This is a genomic window from Pseudomonas sp. TE3895 (assembly GCF_056278855.1).
Genome location: NZ_JBWBQE010000001.1, coordinates 1,629,528 through 1,647,073 on the forward strand (window position 1 = coordinate 1,629,528; position 17,546 = coordinate 1,647,073).

Annotated in this window: 15 protein-coding genes and 2 pseudogenes; 14 read left to right on the top strand and 3 right to left on the bottom strand. The window is 62.2% G+C overall.

Translation table 11 applies throughout. The features are described 5' to 3' along the window. Positions 1–22: 22 nt before the first annotated feature. Both ACZ889_RS07355 and ACZ889_RS07360 read left to right on the top strand, forming a co-directional pair. A pseudogene (locus ACZ889_RS07355) lies at positions 23–274 on the top strand (Hcp family type VI secretion system effector); the annotation flags it as partial. 5 nt (positions 275–279) lie between these two features. Then, positions 280–639 (top strand): hypothetical protein, encoded by a 360-nt coding sequence (locus tag ACZ889_RS07360; protein WP_020191670.1) that lies wholly within the window; start codon positions 280–282, stop codon positions 637–639. Positions 640–700: 61 nt separating this feature from the next. Here ACZ889_RS07360 and ACZ889_RS07365 read toward each other — a convergent pair whose 3' ends face one another. Both ACZ889_RS07365 and ACZ889_RS07370 read right to left on the bottom strand, forming a co-directional pair. Then, positions 701–1,522 carry an amino acid ABC transporter permease gene (locus tag ACZ889_RS07365; RefSeq protein WP_003247513.1) on the bottom strand — a complete coding sequence of 274 codons (822 nt, stop codon included), beginning with the start codon at positions 1,520–1,522 and terminating at the stop codon, positions 701–703. Next, positions 1,519–2,340 (bottom strand): ABC transporter substrate-binding protein, encoded by an 822-nt coding sequence (locus ACZ889_RS07370; RefSeq protein WP_003247511.1) that lies wholly within the window; start codon positions 2,338–2,340, stop codon positions 1,519–1,521. Before ACZ889_RS07370 ends, ACZ889_RS07365 begins: the two co-directional genes overlap by 4 nt. 118 nt (positions 2,341–2,458) lie before the next feature. On the opposite strand from ACZ889_RS07370, the gene ACZ889_RS07375 reads away from it, so the two are divergent. The 12 genes and pseudogenes from ACZ889_RS07375 (at position 2,459) to ACZ889_RS07430 (ending at position 16,387) form a co-directional block, all read left to right on the top strand. Beyond that, positions 2,459–3,343 carry a homocysteine S-methyltransferase family protein gene (locus ACZ889_RS07375; protein ID WP_177342687.1) on the top strand — a complete coding sequence of 295 codons (885 nt, stop codon included), beginning with the start codon at positions 2,459–2,461 and terminating at the stop codon, positions 3,341–3,343. A gap of 167 nt (positions 3,344–3,510) precedes the next feature. Beyond that, a complete protein-coding gene (locus tag ACZ889_RS07380; RefSeq protein ID WP_180688877.1) occupies positions 3,511–4,782 on the top strand; it encodes a cystathionine gamma-synthase family protein in 1,272 nt (423 codons plus the stop codon). A 142-nt stretch (positions 4,783–4,924) separates the two neighbouring features. Then, positions 4,925–6,364, top strand: a complete 1,440-nt coding sequence (locus ACZ889_RS07385) for an amino acid permease (protein ID WP_476257275.1) — start codon at positions 4,925–4,927, stop codon at positions 6,362–6,364. A 45-nt stretch (positions 6,365–6,409) separates the two neighbouring features. Next, the gene (locus ACZ889_RS07390; RefSeq protein WP_014859427.1) at positions 6,410–7,294 is read left to right on the top strand and encodes a LysR substrate-binding domain-containing protein; all 885 of its coding nucleotides are present in this window, start codon (positions 6,410–6,412) and stop codon (positions 7,292–7,294) included. A gap of 24 nt (positions 7,295–7,318) precedes the next feature. Further along, positions 7,319–8,709, top strand: a pseudogene (locus ACZ889_RS07395) (threonine synthase). After that, positions 8,706–9,143, top strand: coding sequence for an Lrp/AsnC family transcriptional regulator (locus ACZ889_RS07400; RefSeq protein ID WP_010951921.1), 438 nt, complete (start codon positions 8,706–8,708; stop codon positions 9,141–9,143). The pseudogene ACZ889_RS07395 and the gene ACZ889_RS07400 overlap by 4 nt, the downstream one beginning before the upstream one ends. 198 nt (positions 9,144–9,341) lie before the next feature. Then, complete coding sequence (locus tag ACZ889_RS07405) at positions 9,342–10,385, top strand: homoserine dehydrogenase (protein ID WP_012051145.1); 1,044 nt, start codon at positions 9,342–9,344, stop codon at positions 10,383–10,385. Positions 10,386–10,397: 12 nt separating this feature from the next. Continuing rightward, positions 10,398–11,816: an aldehyde dehydrogenase family protein gene (locus ACZ889_RS07410; protein ID WP_476257276.1), complete on the top strand. Its 1,419-nt coding sequence runs from the start codon at positions 10,398–10,400 to the stop codon at positions 11,814–11,816. A 16-nt stretch (positions 11,817–11,832) separates the two neighbouring features. After that, entirely contained in the window at positions 11,833–12,195 is a 363-nt protein-coding gene (locus tag ACZ889_RS07415; RefSeq protein WP_256873179.1) for a RidA family protein, read from the top strand. A 170-nt stretch (positions 12,196–12,365) separates the two neighbouring features. After that, positions 12,366–12,902 carry a sigma-70 family RNA polymerase sigma factor gene (locus tag ACZ889_RS07420; RefSeq protein WP_180688873.1) on the top strand — a complete coding sequence of 179 codons (537 nt, stop codon included), beginning with the start codon at positions 12,366–12,368 and terminating at the stop codon, positions 12,900–12,902. Continuing rightward, the gene (locus tag ACZ889_RS07425) at positions 12,899–13,864 is read left to right on the top strand and encodes a FecR domain-containing protein (protein WP_476257277.1); all 966 of its coding nucleotides are present in this window, start codon (positions 12,899–12,901) and stop codon (positions 13,862–13,864) included. Before ACZ889_RS07420 ends, ACZ889_RS07425 begins: the two co-directional genes overlap by 4 nt. Positions 13,865–13,954: 90 nt before the next feature. After that, positions 13,955–16,387: a TonB-dependent siderophore receptor gene (locus ACZ889_RS07430; protein WP_476257278.1), complete on the top strand. Its 2,433-nt coding sequence runs from the start codon at positions 13,955–13,957 to the stop codon at positions 16,385–16,387. Positions 16,388–16,520: 133 nt separating this feature from the next. Here the strand turns inward: ACZ889_RS07430 and ACZ889_RS07435 are convergent, their stop codons facing one another. Next, on the bottom strand, positions 16,521–17,474 hold the full coding sequence (locus ACZ889_RS07435; protein WP_180688871.1) for an arsenic resistance protein: 954 nt from the start codon (positions 17,472–17,474) through the stop codon (positions 16,521–16,523). Positions 17,475–17,546 lie beyond the last annotated feature (72 nt).

Sequence of the window (17,546 nt, forward strand, 5' to 3'; positions counted from 1 at the left end):
CCATTACCAAGGAGAGGTAGGCATGGCTTTCGACGCTTTCATCCAAATCGACGACATCGCTGGCGAAGCGCTGGATGAGCAGTACACCAATTGGATCGAGATCAATGGCCACAACTTCGGCGTCAATCAAAGCATGTCGGCAACCGCAAGCTCTTTCGGCGGTGCAACATAGGGACGTACCACCTTGACTAACTTCTCCTTCACCAAGTTTATCGACAGCGCGAGTTGCAAGCGGCTGGAAGCCAGCTGCTCGGACCCGCATCTCAATGAAGTATCGGAATGAATGAAGTTGAGCCTGGGCTAATTGCGATTTTGATTCTTGCCCCCATGATGCTGGCGATGGTCGTACAGTGTTTCATCGCACATAAATACACTGAGTACTACGAGTCGTTGCTAACGCGCTGTAGCTTCGTGACCGGCAATAAAATCACGTTTCAACATGCAGGCCTTCTGGGCAAGGTTATGCGTACGGGTTTGATCTCCATGGTGCTGGCTATACCGAGCCTCTTCGTGCGCAGGGGGTTGATTGACTTCGATGAAGTCAAACGTTTCCCCTCAAGCATGAGACGACTGCTGGTGAGCCTGTTGGTCATTCACATCCTGCTGGCCACCGCGCTGATTATTTTCACTTACGCGTAGCCTGGCCGCTCCTGCATGGGGCGCGGTCAGGCCTGTCGGTTTTGCACGAGCCGTGCAGCCCTCAGCGCTGATAAGCCTTGCCAAAATGCCGTTCCAGGCGTGCCTGCAGCAGTTCCAGCAGTATCGACAGCACCCAGTAGATCACGGCGGCGGTGGTCAGCATTTCCAGGTAGCGATAGCTCGAACGCCCATACGACTGCGCCAGAAACATCACCTCCCAAACCCCCATCACGGAAATCAGCGACGAGTCCTTGAGCATCGAAATGAACTGGTTGGCGGTGGGCGGAATGATCACCCGCATGGCCTGGGGCAGGATGATGTGGCAGAAGATCTGCGGCGTGCGCATGCCCAGCGCCAATGCTGCTTCACGTTGCCCACGGGCGACGCCGAGGATGCCGGCGCGGAAGATCTCGCTCAGGTAGGCACCGTAGTTCAGCGACAAGGCAATGATGCCGGCGCTGATGGCGCCGGGTACCAGGCCCACCTGCGGCAGCCCCAGGTAGATCAGCAGAATCTGGATCAGCAGCGGCGTGCCACGGAAGAACGAGGTGTAGAAGCTGGCCACACCCACCAACACCGCGCTGTTGGATAACCGTGCCAGCGCGGCGGCAAAGCCGAGCAGCACGGATACCACCATCGAGCACAGGCACAGGAACAGGGTCAGTGCGGCGCCTTGCAGAAAACCATTGGGCCCCAGCTTGAAACCGGCCAGGTTGGGAAACTTCTCCAGAATGATGGCGAACTTCAGGTCAAAGCTGAGGAAGAAGGCTACAAACAGCCCGAACAGCGCCAGCCAGGTCAGCAGTAACCGGGTGCGAAAGCCGAACAGGCCGGCGCCCGCAGGCTTAGCCACGGGCTTGGGGGAGGGAGGGAAGGTGCTCATTTGCTGATGTCGGCGCCAATCCATTTCTGCGACAGCTTGGCCAGGGTGCCATCAGCCTTCAGCTCGGCGAACACCTGGCGTACCTTGGCATCCCACTCGGGGTCGCCTTTTTCGATGGCCACCGCGTTGGGCTCTTCATACAGCGGCGCACCGGCCAGCTTGAAGCGCTTGTCTTGCTGCAGGCGCGGCTGCGCGGTCACCAGGTTGGTAATGATGGCGTCCAGGCGCACGCCAGTGCCCAGGCCCAGGTCCTGGAAGGCGACGTTTTCAGTGTCGTAGGGCGCAGCCTGCACGAAGTCGAACGGGTAATCGATCTTCTGGTCTTCCTTGCCTTCAATGACCAGGTTCTTGTTCAGGTAGCTTTCGTAGCTCGATGCACTGATCGAACCCACCTTGCGGCCTTCCAGGTCTTTGGCGCCATGGATGCGCTCATCCGAGGCATTGACCACGATCACGGCGGGCGATGCGTAGTACTCCACGGGGAAGTCGAACACTTCGGCGCGCGCCTTGCTCGGGGTCATCGAGCAAATGCAGATGTCGTAGCGCCCGCTCCAGCGGCCAGCGGCAATCACGTCCCAGGACGGTGTTTCCAGGCGCAGTTTGACGCCGAGCTTGTCGGCCACTGCCTTGGCCACGTCCACATCGTAACCGTCGAGCTGGTTGTGGTCATTGAGGAAGGAAAACGGCGGGTAGCTTTCCATCAGCACGTTGACCATTTCCTTGCGCGATTCAACCCGCTCCAACGTGGCGCCAGCAAAGGCTTGGGTGGCAGTTGCGAGCAGTACAAGGCCCGCACCCAGCAGAGAAGAAAATCGCATGTACATACCTGATATGTTGGGCAAATGGGTGATAGGGTATTTAATAGTTATAACCCTAATCCCCATAATGAATTTTATTCATAAGAACCTTCAGAGAAGTTATATGGCAGAGCGAACGATGGTAATTCTGGACGGTGGCATGGGCCGAGAGCTGCAGCGCAGCGGTGCACCGTTTCGCCAGCCCGAGTGGTCGGCGCTGGCGCTGAGCGAGGCGCCGGAGGCGGTCGTGGGCGTGCATGCAGCCTTCATCGATGCGGGTGCGCAGGTCATCACCAGCAACAGCTATGCAGTAGTGCCGTTCCACATCGGTGAAGAACGCTTTGCCGCCGAAGGGCGACAGCTGGCCCATATCGCAGGCCAGCTTGCGCGGCACGCGGCAGATAGCGGCGCGCACCCGGTCAGGGTGGCCGGTTCGCTACCGCCGCTGTTCGGGTCCTACCGCCCCGACCTGTTCCAGCCCGAGCGTGTGGCAGAGGTGCTGACCCCGTTGCTCCAGGGCCTGGCCCCGCATGTTGACCTGTGGCTGGCCGAAACCCAGAGTTCCGTGGCCGAAGTGCGGGCCATTCATAGCCATTTGCCGGCAGACGGCAGGCCGTTCTGGGTGTCCTTCACCCTGCAGGACGAGGACGTCGACGACGTTCCGCGCCTGCGCTCCGGTGAACCGGTGGCCGACGCCATCGAAGCCGCAGTCAGCCTGGGGGTGGCTGCGGTGTTGTTCAACTGTAGCCAGCCTGAGGTGATCGGCGCCGCCATTGATGTCGCGCGCTCGGTCATCGAGCGACACAACGCCGAGATTGCCATCGGTGCCTATGCCAACGCCTTCCCACCGCAGCCCAAAGAAGCCACTGCCAACGATGGCCTGGACGAACTGCGCGAAGACCTCGATCCGCCGGGTTACCTGGCATGGGCCAAGGACTGGCGTGCGCGGGGTGCCAGCATGGTCGGCGGTTGCTGTGGCATCGGCCCGGAGCATATCGCCGAGCTGAAGCGCAACCTGGCCTAAGCGCCCACGCGGCCGGGCGGCTTTTGCAGCGCCCGGCCCGCAGCCATTAAAAAAAACGCCAGTCAGACCCGGATTCCATCGTTTTTCAGGCCCCCGCCATCTCCCTATAGTCCGCTGAAGGCCGATGCTGCATCGGTGTACACAACTCAGCTGGGCGGGAACCGGATATGAACAACAACGAAAAATTCGAGGGCAATGCTGCGGCCGGTGTGGGGACGCGGGTCGTGTGGAGCGGGGAGCAGGTGCAGCACCCGTACAACGCCACGCAGACCCCGATCGTGGTCAGCGCCGCTTATGGCTACAACGATATCGATGCCTGGTACGACGTGGCGCAGGGCAAGCAGCCGGGCTTCATCTACAGCCGCATGAGCAACCCCACGGTCGCCACGCTGGAAGCAAAACTGGCCGAACTGGAGCAAGCCGAGTCGGCAGTCGCGTTCAGCAGCGGCATGGCGGCCATCAGTGCTGTGCTGCACACCTTCCTGTCCAACGGCAAACGCGTGGTGTCGACCCGCGACAGCTATGGCGGCACCAACAAGATCTTCGAAGAGTTCCTGCCGCGCATGGGCGTGCAAGTGTGCCTGTGCGATACCTTGGACACTGAAGCGCTGGAGCGCGAGATTGCCACCGGTTGCGACCTGCTTTACCTGGAAACCCCCACCAACCCGACGCTGAAGGTGCTGGACATTCGTCGGCTGAGCGCCGCTGCGCACAAGGTGGGGGCGCTGGTGGTGGCCGACAACACCTTTGCCACGCCACTGAACCAGAACCCGCTGGCGCTGGGCGTTGATGTGGTGGTGCACAGCGCAACCAAGTTTCTGTCCGGGCATGGTGACGTGCTGGGTGGGGTGGTGTGTGGCGCGGAGGCGTTGATGGCCCAGGTGCGGCACTACCGGGAAATCAACGGTGCGGCGCTGGACCCGTTCTCGGCCTACCTGATCATCCGCGGTATCAAGACCCTGGCAGTGCGCCTGCGCCAGCAGCAAGCCAGTGCCATGGCGTTGGCCCTTTACCTAAGCACTGAGCCGTTGGTTGAAGCGGTGAACTACCCAGGTTTGCCGGCGCATGCCGGGCATGCCATTGCCAAGGCGCAAATGCGCGGGTTTGGCGCCATTGTCAGCTTCGTGCTGAAGGGCGGCATGCCGACCGTGGCCCGTTTGCTGCCGCGGCTGAAGTATGCCCACCGGGCCGGCAACCTTGGCGCGGTAGAAACCATCTATGGCCCGGCGCGCACCACCAGCCATGTCGAGAACACTTTGGAAGAGCGCCTGGCGCTGGGCATTTCCGAAGGGCTGGTGCGCATTTCAGTGGGCATCGAGGAAACCGATGACCTGCTGGCGGACCTGGCACAGGCCTGTGCATCGGTGCGTGAGGAACTGGCCGTCGCAAAGGAATTGCACGCTGACGCAGACGCCTGCCAGCGCCCGGTGCAGGCCTGAGGCTGGCGCGTAGCACTCACCCGTGCGGTGGGTGCCACTTCATGAAGTCGAACAAAAACAATATGCAAGGCAACTCGATTCGCTCTGCCAAGACGAGGTCGTTGCTACGTCCTTGCCCGCCAACTTTCATGAGTAACCCACAATGTCCGTGCAGACAACCACAACTAGAAATGCCTCGGCGCATACCTTCAAGCAGGATATGCAAACCCGCCACATCGTCATGCTGGCACTGGGCGGTGTGATAGGCACCGGCCTGTTTCTCACGTCAGGCTACACCGTTAACCAGGCCGGCCCGTTGGGCGCGGTCATCGCCTACATACTCGGCGCAATCATGGTGTACCTGGTCATGATGTGCCTGGGCGAGCTGGCGGTACACATGCCGGAAGTCGGCTCGTTCAGCAGTTACGCCACGCGTTACCTCGGCCCGGGCACCGGTTACATGGTGGCCTGGATGTACTGGCTGACCTGGACGGTGGCCATCGGCTCCGAATTCACCGCCGCGGGCATCCTGATGGTGCGCTGGTTCCCCGACACGCCGGTATGGATGTGGAGTGCGCTGTTCGGCGCTGCGGTGTTCATCAGCAATATCATTTCGGTGCGATCGTTCGCCGAAACCGAATTCTGGTTGTCACTGGTCAAGGTGTTGGCCGTCATCGCCTTTCTGGTGGTGGGCGGCGGGGCCATTCTGGGTGGCTTCGAGATCCAGCAGGCGCACAGTGCAGGGCTGGGCAATTTCACCCGTGAAGGGTTGTTCCCCACCGGTTTCTGGTCAATTGCCATGACCCTGCTGGCAGTGGCCTTCGCGTTCTCGGGTACCGAGCTGATCGGCATCGCTGCCGGTGAAACCAAAGACCCGGAAAAGAACGTGCCCAAGGCCATTCGCACCACGGTCCTGCGCCTGGCGCTGTTCTTCATCGGCACCATCTTTGTACTGGCCACCTTGCTGCCGCGTGAACAGGCCGGGGTTATTGAAAGCCCGTTCGTGATGGTCTTTGCGATGATTGGTATCCCGTATGCGGCCGATATCATGAACTTCGTCATCATCACCGCGCTGCTGTCTGCCGCCAACTCAGGCCTCTACGCCGCTTCGCGCATGCTCTGGACCCTCAGCGATCAAGGCAACATGCCCCGCCGTTACGCCACGCTGTCGCGCCGCGGCACACCCTTCAATGCAATCGTGCTGAGCATGGCTGGCGGCATGGCTTCGCTGTTGAGCAGTGTGTTCGCCCCCGACACCATCTACCTGGCGCTGGTGTCGATTTCAGGGTTGGCCGTGGTAGTGGTGTGGATCAGCATCGCAGCCAGCCAAATGGCATTCCGCCGTCATTACATCGCCAGCGGCGGCAAGCTCGAGGACCTCAAGTTCCGGGTGCGTGGCTACCCGTTCGTACCACTGGGGGCCATTTTCTGCTGCGTACTGGCCTGCGTCGGCATTGCCTTCGACCCTGCTCAGCGTGTTGCCTTGTACTTCGGCTTGCCCTTCATTGCCTGGTGTTACCTGGCCTATTGGCTGACGTGCAAATACCGCAGCCGCCGTACGGCCCCGCTGGAAATCGTCGCCCCAGGTTCCGAGGCCGCCTGAGCAGGTGATACTAGGCCACCGGAACCTAGCCACGAGAAGCCGCCGATGACTCAGAAAACCCTGCCCCCCCTGAACTGGCTGAGAGCCTTCGAAGTGTCGGCGCGTTACTTGAACTTCACCCATGCGGCAGAAGAGCTGCACCTTACCCAAGGGGCCGTGAGCCAACAGATTCGTCACCTGGAAAGCCAATTGGGTGTGGCGCTGTTCAAGCGCCTGCCGCGCGGGCTGGGGCTGACCGAAGAAGGGCAGTCCTATCTGCCGGTGGTGCAGGACGCCATCAGCCGCCTTGCGGTCGGCACCAATGAAATCTTCGGGCAACGCCAACGTCGGCCCCTGAAAGTTCGGGGCAGCCTGTCGTTCCTGCACTTCTGGCTGGCCCCGCGGCTGGCCGACTTTCGGCGTTCGCACCCGCAGGTGGACATCCGCTACATCAGCAACCTGTGGGTCAAGGAGCTGGATGCCGAAGATGATCTGGAAATCCGCTGGGGCAGCGGGCAGTGGGCCGGGGTAGAGGCGCAGCGCCTGACCCGCGACATGCTGGTGCCGGTGTGCGCACCCGCGCTGCTGGCCGGTTGCCCGCTGCGCGACCCGCGCGACCTGGCCCGTGTGCCGTTGCTGCATGTGCTGGGTTACGAGGAGGGGTGGGGCTACTGGCTGGAGCGGGTCGGCGCCGATCAGGTCGACTCTTCCAGTGGCCTGCAGTTCGACACGCTGGTGTCGACCCTGCGCATGGCGGAGCTGGGGCTCGGGGTGGCGCTGGCACGCTCGTCGCTGGTCGAGGACCTGCTGCAGGAGGGGCGGCTGGTCGCTCCCTTTGCCCAGCGTATCGAGGCAAGCGAGTCGTTTTTCCTGGTACGCGGCCTGGGTGAAGCGTTGTCCCCCGATGCCCAGGCGTTCAGCCATTGGCTGGTGGCCATGGCGCATCGTTAATTTACGTAGCTATCTGGAGCACCGATGCAGTACACATCCACGCGCGGCAACGAGACACGGGTCGATTTCCGCACGGCATTGCTTTCCGGCCTGGCCGACGATGGCGGGCTTTATGTGCCCACCTCGGTGCCGGTGTTCAGCCCACAGGAAATTGCCAGCTGGTCGTGGTTGCCCTTCGACGAACTGGCCTGGCGGGGGTGATGGCACCGTTTGTCGGCGATACCCTCGACGAGCCTACCCTCAGGGCGCTGGTCAGCGACAGCTATCGCGGGTTCCGCCACCGCGGCATTGCGCCGTTGCAGCAGCTTGGCCATAACGAATGGATCCTGCAGCTTTTCCATGGGCCTACCCGGTCCTCCAAGGACTTTGCCGCGCAGTTGCAGGCGCGTTTTGTCCGGCACTTTCTGGGGGCGGAGTGCGAGCGGGTCATGCTGGTCGGTGCCAGCAACGGCGATACCGCAGTAGCGGCTATCGAAGCGTTGCGGCATTGCCCTGCAGCAGGCTTGCTGGCGCTATACCCCAGCGCAGGCACGCCCGCCGACCGCGCGGCAGTGATGCGCAGCGCCGCGTCCGACAGCGTGAGCTGCGTGGCCGTGGATGGCAGCTTTGACGATTGCCAGTCGCTGGTGTCGGCGCTGCTGCGTGACTGGCCATGCCCCGGGCTGATTCCGGTCAGCTTCAACTCCACCAACTGGGTCGGTGTGCTGGCGCAGATCGTGTTCTATTTCCATGCGGCGCTGCAGCTCGGTGGCGGGATACGCCCGGTCGGGTTCAGCATCCCCACGGCCAGTTTTGCCGAGATCTACGCGGGGTTCATTGCCCAGAAAATGGGCCTGCCGATCAACCAGATCATCGTCTCCACCAACCGCAACGATGCCCTGCACCGGTTCATCCACTGCAACCGCTACAGCCGTGGCTCAACCAGCCAGACCTTGTCACCGGTCATGGACTTTTCGCTGTTCTCCAACCTGGAGCGCTTCGTCTGGGAACTGTATGACCGCGATGGCGGGGCGACCCGGGCACTGATGGAGCACTTCGAGGCGTGTGGTGAGCTGAGCATCGGCAACCGCCAGTGGTTGCATGCGCGCATGCTGTTCGACTCCTATGCCGTGGACGACGCGCTGATTCGCGAAGAAATTGTCACGCTGTTCCACGAAACGGGCAGCGCAGTAGACCCTCATGCCGCGACAGGGGTATTCGCCGGGCGCCTGCACCGGCGCAACATCGGTGCGCCCATCGTCACGCTGGGGCAGTTTGCCCCCGAAAAGTCTGCCGGGCTGCTGGCGGAGCTGGGGGCCTGGCACGGTGAGGTGCCGGCTGGCGCGGTCGGCACAGCGGGTGATGGGCCGCTGTTGGCACCTGACGACCTGGCCGGTGTTCATGCCTTGTTAACCCGGTTGCAGGCTGGGCGATGAAGCGCATCCTCGACCCTCTGGACGAGCGCATTCTCGCCGAGCTCACCGCCAATGCGCGTATCGCCCACGCCGAATTGGGGTTGAAGGTGAACCTGTCGCGCAATGCGGTACGCCAGCGCATCGAGCGCCTGGAGCGCGACGGCGCCATTCAGGGTTATACCCTGCGCATCGGTGAGGGCAGACGGCCGGCGTCGTTGATCAATGCGGTGATCTTCGTCTACCGCTATGACCGCATGCGCGGTGAGGCGGTACTCGATGCGCTGCGCCAGATCCCCGAGGTAATCCAGTGTGAAGTGCTCAGCGGCGAGTTCGACCTGATGTTGCGCGTCGAGGCCTCCAGCCCGGAGCGGGTGCACCATGTGTGGAAGGAAATCGCTGCCATGCCCGGGGTGGAGAACACGGTGACTTCGTTCGTCCTGGCCGCGGTGGTCTGAAGCGCGTCTTTGCATTGGCTAGCACAACGCCGCCTGGGTTCGCGCCCAGGCGGCGTTGTGCGTTTTGCCCTGGCGCAGGTGCGCGCTTTGCACTGGCCAGATTGGCCAATAAATACAGCGGATTGCCATATTCAACTGGCAGTGCACGGCTCTTACGCTAGTCCTCATCGACCCACTGCCTGGACAGGACAGCAAACCATGACCGAATACAAAATTGCACTCGTTGGCTTTGGTGGCGTTAACCGCGCGCTTGCCCAACTGATCGCCGAACGCAATGCGCGCTGGCAGCACGAGTTGGGCTTTGGCCTGAAAATCGTTGGTGTCACCGACTTGTTCCTGGGGTCGGTGATCGACCGCGACGGCCTGGATGCCGCCATGCTGGCCGCGCTGCCGGCCCAGAAGGGTGCGCTGGCGCAAATCCCTCAAGGTTCGGCCGAGGCGTTCAATGAGGCGGTGATCAAGCAATCAGGCGCCGACATCATCGCCGAGGCCACATTCACCAACCCCAAGGACGGTGAGCCGGCAGCAACCTTCTGCCGCTGGGCGCTGGAGGCGGGCAAGCACGTGGTCACCACCAACAAGGGGCCGATTGCCTTGCATGCCCAGGCGCTCAAGGCCTTGGCCAAGGCCAACAATGTGTCGTTCGAATACGAAGGCGCCGTCATGAGCGGCACACCGGTGCTGCGCATGGCGCGCCAGACCCTGGCGGGCGCGGGCCTGGTAGGTTTCGAGGGCATTCTCAACGGTACCTCTAACTATGTGCTCACGCGCATGGAGGAAGGGCTTGGCTTCGACGAGGCGGTGGCCCAGGCACAAGCGCTGGGCTTTGCCGAGGCTGACCCGACCGCCGATGTGGAAGGCCATGACGTACGCCTGAAGGTGGTGATCCTCGCCAATGAGTTGCTCGGCGCCTGTCTGCAGGTGGGTGATGTGGCCTGCAGCGGTATCAGTGCCATCGACAGCGCAGCTATCGAGCGGGCACAGGCGGCGGGCGAGCGCTGGAAGCTGATCGGCAGTGCCCGCCGTGAAGCCGATGGTTCGGTGCGAGCCAGCGTCGAAGCGAAGCTGCTGCCTGGCCATCACCCCTTGGCAGGTATTTCAGGCGCCACCAATGCGCTGGCGTTCGACACCGAGTTGCTGGGGGCTGTAACCGTGTCCGGCCCGGGGGCGGGGCGCATTGAAACGGCTTTTGCCCTGCTGTCGGACATTGTCGCCATTCACACCGCCGGCCATTCGGCCTGAGGAGCAACGTTCATGAGCCTGACTTCCGTATCGCGGGCGCTTGTTCAGCAACCCGCCTTGATCGATGTGTACAACCCCTTCGATGGCAGCCTGGTTGGCAGCGTCGACAACCTCGGCGCAGAAGCGGTGCCTGCCTTGCTCGCCCGTGCCCATCAGGGGGTGCGTGAAAGTGCGGCGCTGCCCCGGCACCGCCGGGCCGCTATTCTGGAGCACGCCGCTCAGCTCATTGAACGGGATGCGGCAGACTTTGCCGGCCTGATCGTCGATGAAGCGGGCAAGACCCTGCGCCAGGCCGAAAAAGAGGTCAAACGCTGCATCAACACGCTCAAGCTGTCTGCCGAAGAGGCGCGGCGCAACGCCGGTGAGGTGGTGCCTTTCGATGCCTATGAAGGCTCCGAATCGCGTCAGGGCTGGTTCACCCGCGAGCCGTTGGGGTTGATCCTGGCCATTACCCCGTACAACGACCCGCTCAACCTGGTGGCGCACAAGCTGGGGCCAGCAGTTGCAGGGGGCAATGCGGTCATACTAAAACCGTCGGAGTTGGCCCCTCTTTCTGCCCTGAAACTGGTGCAGTACCTGGTGGAGGCAGGGTTGCCGGAGGCCGTCGTCACCGTAGCCACAGGGGGCGCCGAACTGGGCAAGGCGCTGGTGGCTGTGCGTGAGGTGCGCATGGTTTCCTTTACGGGCGGTTTCGCGACGGGCGAAAAGATTGCGCACGGGGCTGGCTTGAAAAAACTTGCCATGGACCTTGGCGGCAACGCCCCGGTGCTGGTGCTCAAGGACTGCGACCTTGAAGCCACTGTCGAGTCGTGTGTGTCGGGCGCGTTTTGGGCGGCCGGGCAGAACTGCATCGGCACCCAGCGCATTCTCGTGGATGCCTCGATCTACGAGGCGTTTCGTGAGCGCTTCGTGACATTGACCCAGGCGATGGTCTGGGGCGATCCGGGCCGGCGCGAAACCGATATGGGGCCGATGATCACCGAAGCGGCTGCACGGCAGATCGAAGCACGCGTCAACCAGGCGCTTGAGGGCGGTGCCCGCCTGCTCTGCGGCCACCAGCGTCAGGGGGCGGTCTATGCGCCGACAGTGCTCGAAAGCGTTGACCCCGTCAGCCGGCTGTGGCTTGAGGAGGTTTTTGCACCGGTGGTGATGCTGGCGCCCTTCGAGACTGTCGAGCAGGCGATAGCGCTGGCCAATGCCCCGGAGTACAGCTTGCATGCCGGTGTGTTTACCCGCGACCTGTCGCTGGCGTTGAGCCTGGCCCGGCGTATCGAGGCCGGCGGTGTAATGATCAACGACTCTTCCGACTACCGCTTCGATGCCATGCCATTTGGTGGTGCCAAGTATGGGAGTCTTGGGCGTGAGGGGGTGCGGTTCGCCTACGAGGACATGACCCAACCCAAAGTCGTCTGCTTCAACCAGATGGGTTGAGGGGGAGGGCACCTCAATGATCACTCGCTACGGATCAAGCGCGCGGATGTCACTGGCGGTCAGTTACAGGGGCCTGTTTGAAACGGCAGGCATCGTGGCGGATGACCTGCAACAGGATGTGCAGGGGCAGTTGCGTCAGGCGCTGAGCGTGATCGACGGCCTGATGGTGCAAGCCAACGTCGGCAAGGCGCAGCTGACGCGGGTTCAGATGTGGCTTGCCGACTACCGCCACTTCGACCTGGTCAACGAAGTGTACGACGCCTGGTTGCAAGGCTGTGCAAAACCGGTGCGGGCCTGCGTGGGCGCCGCCCTGGGGGATGGCTACCTGGTAGAGGTGCAGGTGTTCGCTGTGTGCCCTGGGTGCCCGGATTCACGGTGACCGCCAGGCTGAAAGCGCAGACCAGTTGCTTGATATGGGCAGGCCTCGACCTGATCGCAAAAACATCCCAGCCATGACCAAACCGGGCAGCGTTGCTTATCGCAATTGCCCGGCGTCATTCATCCACGCTACCATTGTGAATAATTCCTATTAGCATAATGGCCTGCCCCATGAATGCCTCTCCCAGTGCTCCAGCCCCTGGTTTCGACCTGGAGGAACTCTACCGTTCCCACCATGGCTGGATTCGCCACTGGCTCCAGCGCAAGCTCGGCAATGCCCATGATGCGGCGGAACTGGCCCAGGATGTGTTCGTGCGGCTGTTGTCCAAACCCCGTGTGTTCAATGACCACGAGCATGCCCGTGCGTATCTGGGACGTATGTCGCGCAATGCGTGTGTGGACTTCTGGCGACGGCGGCGGGTGGAGCAGGCTTATCTGGAAGTGCTGGCCGCCCAGCCCGAGCAACTTGCGCCTTCGCTGGAACATCAGGCCGTTATCCTCGAAACCCTCGAGCAACTGCAGGCAATGTTCGAGCGTATGCCCCAGCGCGTGGCCGAGGCATTTTCCATGGCGCAGTTGCAGGGCATGAAGCAACGCGAGATCGCCGAGCAGTTGGGCGTGAGCGAGCGCAGTGTGAACAGTTACCTGGCTCAGGCTATGTACCAATGCCTGCTGCTGGAAGCCGAACTGGATGGCTCGCTGGCATGAGCAGGGCGCCACTCGACCATGCCGTACTGCAAGCGGCTGCCGGTTGGTTCGCACGGCTGCACGCGGCGCACAATGACGCTGCGATCCAGGCGCAGTGGCATGCCTGGCTGAACGAGGATGCGCGGCATCGCCTGGCCTGGTCGTACGTAGAGAACATCAATCAGCGCTTTGGCGGCCTCAGCGGCCAGGCAGAACAGGCTCGGCAAGTGTTCGACAGCGTGCGCCGTGACCGGCATTCGCGCAGGGCCGTGCTCGGTAGCCTCTGTGTGGCGGGTGTGGCAGGTGTGTTGGGTTGGGGCGGATGGCAGCGCGGTTGGGTCGACTCGCCACGTGCCTGGTTCGCCACTTACCGCACCGGCCTGGGTGAGGTGCGGCCGGTCACCCTGGCCGATGGCAGCCAGCTGTGGCTGAACGGCGGGACGGCGCTGGATGTGCAGTTCGATGAGGGCTCAAGGCAATTGCGCCTGTATCGCGGAGAAATCCTGATCGAGTCCGGCAAGGACCCACGTCCACTTTCCGTGGTGACGAGGGCTGGGCGGGTGCAACCGCTCGGCACGCGCTTCAGTGTCCGGGACCAGGGGTTGCAGACCACCTTGAGCGTATTTGCCGGCGCCGTGCAGGCAACTTGCTCCGGCAGCGGCAGACAAACCACGTTGCAAGCCGGGCAAATGATGGTGTTCGACGCGCAGCAAGTCGGCGCCCCATCAACTGCACAACGCTTGCGCGAGGATTGGAGCCGCGGTGTGTTGGTGGCGGAGGACATGCCGCTGGTTCAGATGATCGACATTCTGCGCGATTACCGCCATGGCCACTTGGGCATCGACCCGGCGATTGGCAGCCTGCGTGCGGTCGGTACCTTCCCGTTGCTCGATACCGACCGTGCGTTGGCCATGCTCGAGCGTGCGTTGCCCATCCGGGTTGTGCGTACCTTGCCTTGGTGGGTCTCCATCGAGGCGGTCTGAAGTTTTTTCAAAATTCTTTTTCCGGTTTTGCGACGCTCATTCGCTTGGTGGGATGACGCTACTTCATCCTCTTTGCGAAAGGATTCTTCCATGCTGCTTCGCGACTCTGCTTCCGCGCACCGTCATCCGTTGGCCCTGGCCATTTTCCTAGCCCTTGGCGGCCACGTTGCCGTCGCCGAGGCCGACAGCAGTGCTGCAGCCCAACGCGTGGTATTCGACATTCCAGCCGGGCCATTGGCGCGCCAACTGAACCTGTTGGCCAGCCAGGCCGGGCTGTTGATCGGCGGTGATGCGGCGCTGACGGTCAACAAGCAGAGCCAGGCGGTGCACGCCTTGAGCGTAGAGGTGGCGCTGGCGCAGATGCTGGCCGGCACCGGTGTGGCGGCCGTGCGCACGGGTGAGCGGGAGTTCCAGCTGGTGAGCCAGGCCGAAGATGCGGCAGGCGCGGTGACCTTGGGCGCCACCACCGTCTCGGGCCAGGGCCTGGGTGCTGTGACGGAGGCTACAGGGGCTTATGCGACGGGCCGTTCGTCCACTGCCACCAAGCTGCCGATGAGCCTGCGTGAAACGCCCCAGTCGGTCACGGTGGTCACCCGTCAGCGTATGGACGACCAGAATATGAAGAACCTTGACGACGTAATGCGTAACGCCACCGGCGTCACCATCATCAAGAACGGCAGCGAGCGCTCGCTGTACCAGGCTCGCGGGCAGACGGTCGACAACCTGCAGATTGATGGCGTGCCGACCAACATTGGCAACCCGTATTCGATGGATACCATTTCCAAGCCCAACACCGACATCTACGACCGCGTGGAAGTGGTGCGGGGCGCCACCGGCCTGATGGAAGGCGCGGGTAATCCGTCGGCCTCCATCAACCTGGTCCGCAAGCGGCCCACGGCCGAGCGCCAGGCGTTGATCGAAACATCGGTCGGCTCCTGGGACGACTACAAGACCATGGTCGACCTGTCTGCGCCGCTGAACGAAGCAGGCACCCTGCGCGGCCGCTCGGTCATTACGTACAACAATGCCAACAGCTACCTGGACACTGCCCAGAAAGAGAACCAACTGTTCTATGGCATCATCGAGGCCGACCTGGCTGAGTCAACCCTGGCCACCTTCGGGTTTACCTACCAGAAGGAACGCAACTCCGGTTATGACTGGTCGGGCCTCCCCAGCAAGGAGAGCGGCGCGTTCTACCCGGTTTCGCGCTCTACCTCGCTGACCGGCGACTGGAACCACCTGGACAAGCGCAATACCACCGTGTTCGCCGACATCCAGCATACCTTTGCCAACGGCTGGAAGGGCGTGGTGGCCGTGAACCAGATGTGGGCCAAGTCGGACTTTCTCGGTAACTACACCTACCCGGGTGGCGGCCCCGACCTGTTCACCCTCAACCCGCGCCACTTTCACTTCGATGACACCCAGACCAGCATCGACGGCTATTTCACCGGCCCGTTCCAGCTGCTGGGCCGCCAGCATGAGCTGATCGTGGGTGGCAACTGGAACAAGGACGATTTCGACTATCACGGGGGGCGCGATGCCACCTACCGCTACATCGTCGACATGAACAACCTGGCAGCGTTCGATCCGCCCAAGCCGACAGCCCTCAACGTCAACCAGTGGCAATACAACCGCACTCAGGAGCAAAAGGGCGTGTACGTGGCCAGCCGGTTCAGCCTTACCGACAGCACCACGTTCATTCTGGGCAGCCGCCTGAGCTGGTACAGCCACGATTCGCTGGATGACACCAATGGCGTGCGTGAGCCCACAGACCATAAGCATTTTTCCAAGAGTGGCGAAGTCACACCTTATGCGGGCCTTGTGCAGGACCTGAACGAGAACTGGTCGGCATACGCCAGCTACACCGAAATCTTCAAGCCGCAGAGCGCGCAAGATGCGGAGGGCACCACGCTCCAGCCGATGACCGGCAGCAACTACGAAATCGGTTTGAAGGGTGAGTTTCTGGACAAGCGCTTGCAAACCGCCATCGCGCTGTTCCAGGCCGACCAGACCGGCCGGGCCGAGCGGGTGACCTGTGCGCAGACTTGGGCTTGCTATCGTGCCTCCGACAAGGTGCGCAACAAAGGTATCGAGCTGGAGCTGACCGGTGAGGTGCTGGCGAACTGGAATGTATCGGCGGGGTACACCTACACCCAGTCCAAGTACATCGGTGGCGAGCAGAAAGGTGAAGACTTCAACGGCGCCTCGCCGCGCCACCTGTTCAAGGTTGCGACCGACTACCGCCTGCCAGGCGTGCTCAACCAGCTGCGTGTGGGTGGCAGCTTCTATGCGCAGAGCAAGATGACCCAGACCGAGGTTGGCGAAGACTACAAGATCCAGCAGGACGCATACCACCTGACGAACCTGCATGCGATCTACGAGATCAACAAGCGTCTTGAAGTGCAGTACAACCTGGACAACGTGTTTGACAAAAAGTACTACCAGACCTTGGGTAACCCCAATTACTGGAACTTCTATGGCGAGCCGCGCAATTTCAACGTGGCGTTGCGGGCCAGGTTCTAGGGGCTGTATTAAGCCTTGAGACGAAGGTCAGGCTGTTTTCAACGCAGCATCACCGAACCTCAAGGCTTTTCATACAGAGCCTGACCGTCTGTCGCGATACCGGGCCCCTACAACTTATGCATGTGCTGATCGATCAGCGTACGAGGCGTGGAACTGCCCGTACATAGATCAGTTCACTCACCAGCTCTACCAAGGTTTGTGTGATCACCGCCGCTGCCGCCAACCCGCGCATCTCTTCTGGCAACGCCAGCGCCAGCGGCAGCACCACCAGTGAGTTGCGCGTGGCTGCGCTGAAGGTCACCGAGCGTGCCTCGCTGGCCGGCAGGCGCAGCAGGCGCGCACAGATGAAACCGAGCACCGGCGCCAGCAGCATGAAGCCGATGTATACCGGAACCACCGGCAGCAAACGGTCGAAATCACGCAGTACCACGGCAATCTGCGAAGCGATCACCACCATCAGCACCAAGGCCATCGCCGGCACCGGCAACCACGCCCAGGCGTCGTTCCAGGTCGCGACTGCGCGCGAGCGCCGGGCACCGGCGCTGGTGAGCACCGCGAGGGCCATCGGCAACACGATCAACAGCACGAAGGCTTCCACGAACGGGGTGATGGAGATTGCCACCTGGCTGCTGCCACCTAGCATCAGGGCCAGGTACACCGGCAGCAGCACCAGTTGCGCCAGCAATAACAGGGGGGTTGCGGCCAGGGTCAGGCGTGAGTCGCCTTTGCCAATGTGGGTGAACACCACCACGTAGTCGATGCAGGGCGTGAGCAGCACCAGCAAGGCCCCGACGAGGATCGCCGGGTGTTCCACCAGCCCGCGGGTGATGGCCCAGACAAGCAGCGGAACGAGAATGAAATTGGCCAGTAGCAGGGCCGTGATGAAGCGGCGGTTACCCAGGCCCTGGCGCAGGTCGAGGAAGGGTATTTGCAGGAACATCGCGTACATCAGCACGGCGATGGCGGGGGTGACCAGGGCTTCCAGATGCCGTGCGCTGTGGCTGGCCATCAAGCCGAAGGCAACGGCTGCGAGCACGGCAGCGAAGTAGATCGGGATCTGGTGGGTCTCGAGTTGTTCTCTGGTCAAGGTGTGGCCTGTGCGGTGATGAACTGGGAACGCGGTCTTTGTGGGAGCGGCCTTGCGTCGCGATAGGGCCGC

Bases quoted from the DNA above. Each gene is read 5' to 3' on its own strand.
- ACZ889_RS07430 (WP_476257278.1), top strand. From the start codon at position 13,955: ATGCTGCTTCGCGACTCTGCTTCCGCGCACCGTCATCCGTTGGCCCTG.
- ACZ889_RS07365 (WP_003247513.1), bottom strand. From the start codon at position 1,522: ATGAGCACCTTCCCTCCCTCCCCCAAGCCCGTGGCTAAGCCTGCGGGC.
- ACZ889_RS07415 (WP_256873179.1), top strand. From the start codon at position 11,833: ATGATCACTCGCTACGGATCAAGCGCGCGGATGTCACTGGCGGTCAGT.
- ACZ889_RS07360 (WP_020191670.1), top strand. From the start codon at position 280: ATGAATGAAGTTGAGCCTGGGCTAATTGCGATTTTGATTCTTGCCCCC.
- ACZ889_RS07420 (WP_180688873.1), top strand. From the start codon at position 12,366: ATGAATGCCTCTCCCAGTGCTCCAGCCCCTGGTTTCGACCTGGAGGAA.
- ACZ889_RS07390 (WP_014859427.1), top strand. From the start codon at position 6,410: ATGACTCAGAAAACCCTGCCCCCCCTGAACTGGCTGAGAGCCTTCGAA.
- ACZ889_RS07410 (WP_476257276.1), top strand. From the start codon at position 10,398: ATGAGCCTGACTTCCGTATCGCGGGCGCTTGTTCAGCAACCCGCCTTG.
- ACZ889_RS07385 (WP_476257275.1), top strand. From the start codon at position 4,925: ATGTCCGTGCAGACAACCACAACTAGAAATGCCTCGGCGCATACCTTC.
- ACZ889_RS07425 (WP_476257277.1), top strand. From the start codon at position 12,899: ATGAGCAGGGCGCCACTCGACCATGCCGTACTGCAAGCGGCTGCCGGT.
- ACZ889_RS07380 (WP_180688877.1), top strand. From the start codon at position 3,511: ATGAACAACAACGAAAAATTCGAGGGCAATGCTGCGGCCGGTGTGGGG.
- ACZ889_RS07375 (WP_177342687.1), top strand. From the start codon at position 2,459: ATGGTAATTCTGGACGGTGGCATGGGCCGAGAGCTGCAGCGCAGCGGT.
- ACZ889_RS07370 (WP_003247511.1), bottom strand. From the start codon at position 2,340: ATGCGATTTTCTTCTCTGCTGGGTGCGGGCCTTGTACTGCTCGCAACT.
- ACZ889_RS07400 (WP_010951921.1), top strand. From the start codon at position 8,706: ATGAAGCGCATCCTCGACCCTCTGGACGAGCGCATTCTCGCCGAGCTC.
- ACZ889_RS07405 (WP_012051145.1), top strand. From the start codon at position 9,342: ATGACCGAATACAAAATTGCACTCGTTGGCTTTGGTGGCGTTAACCGC.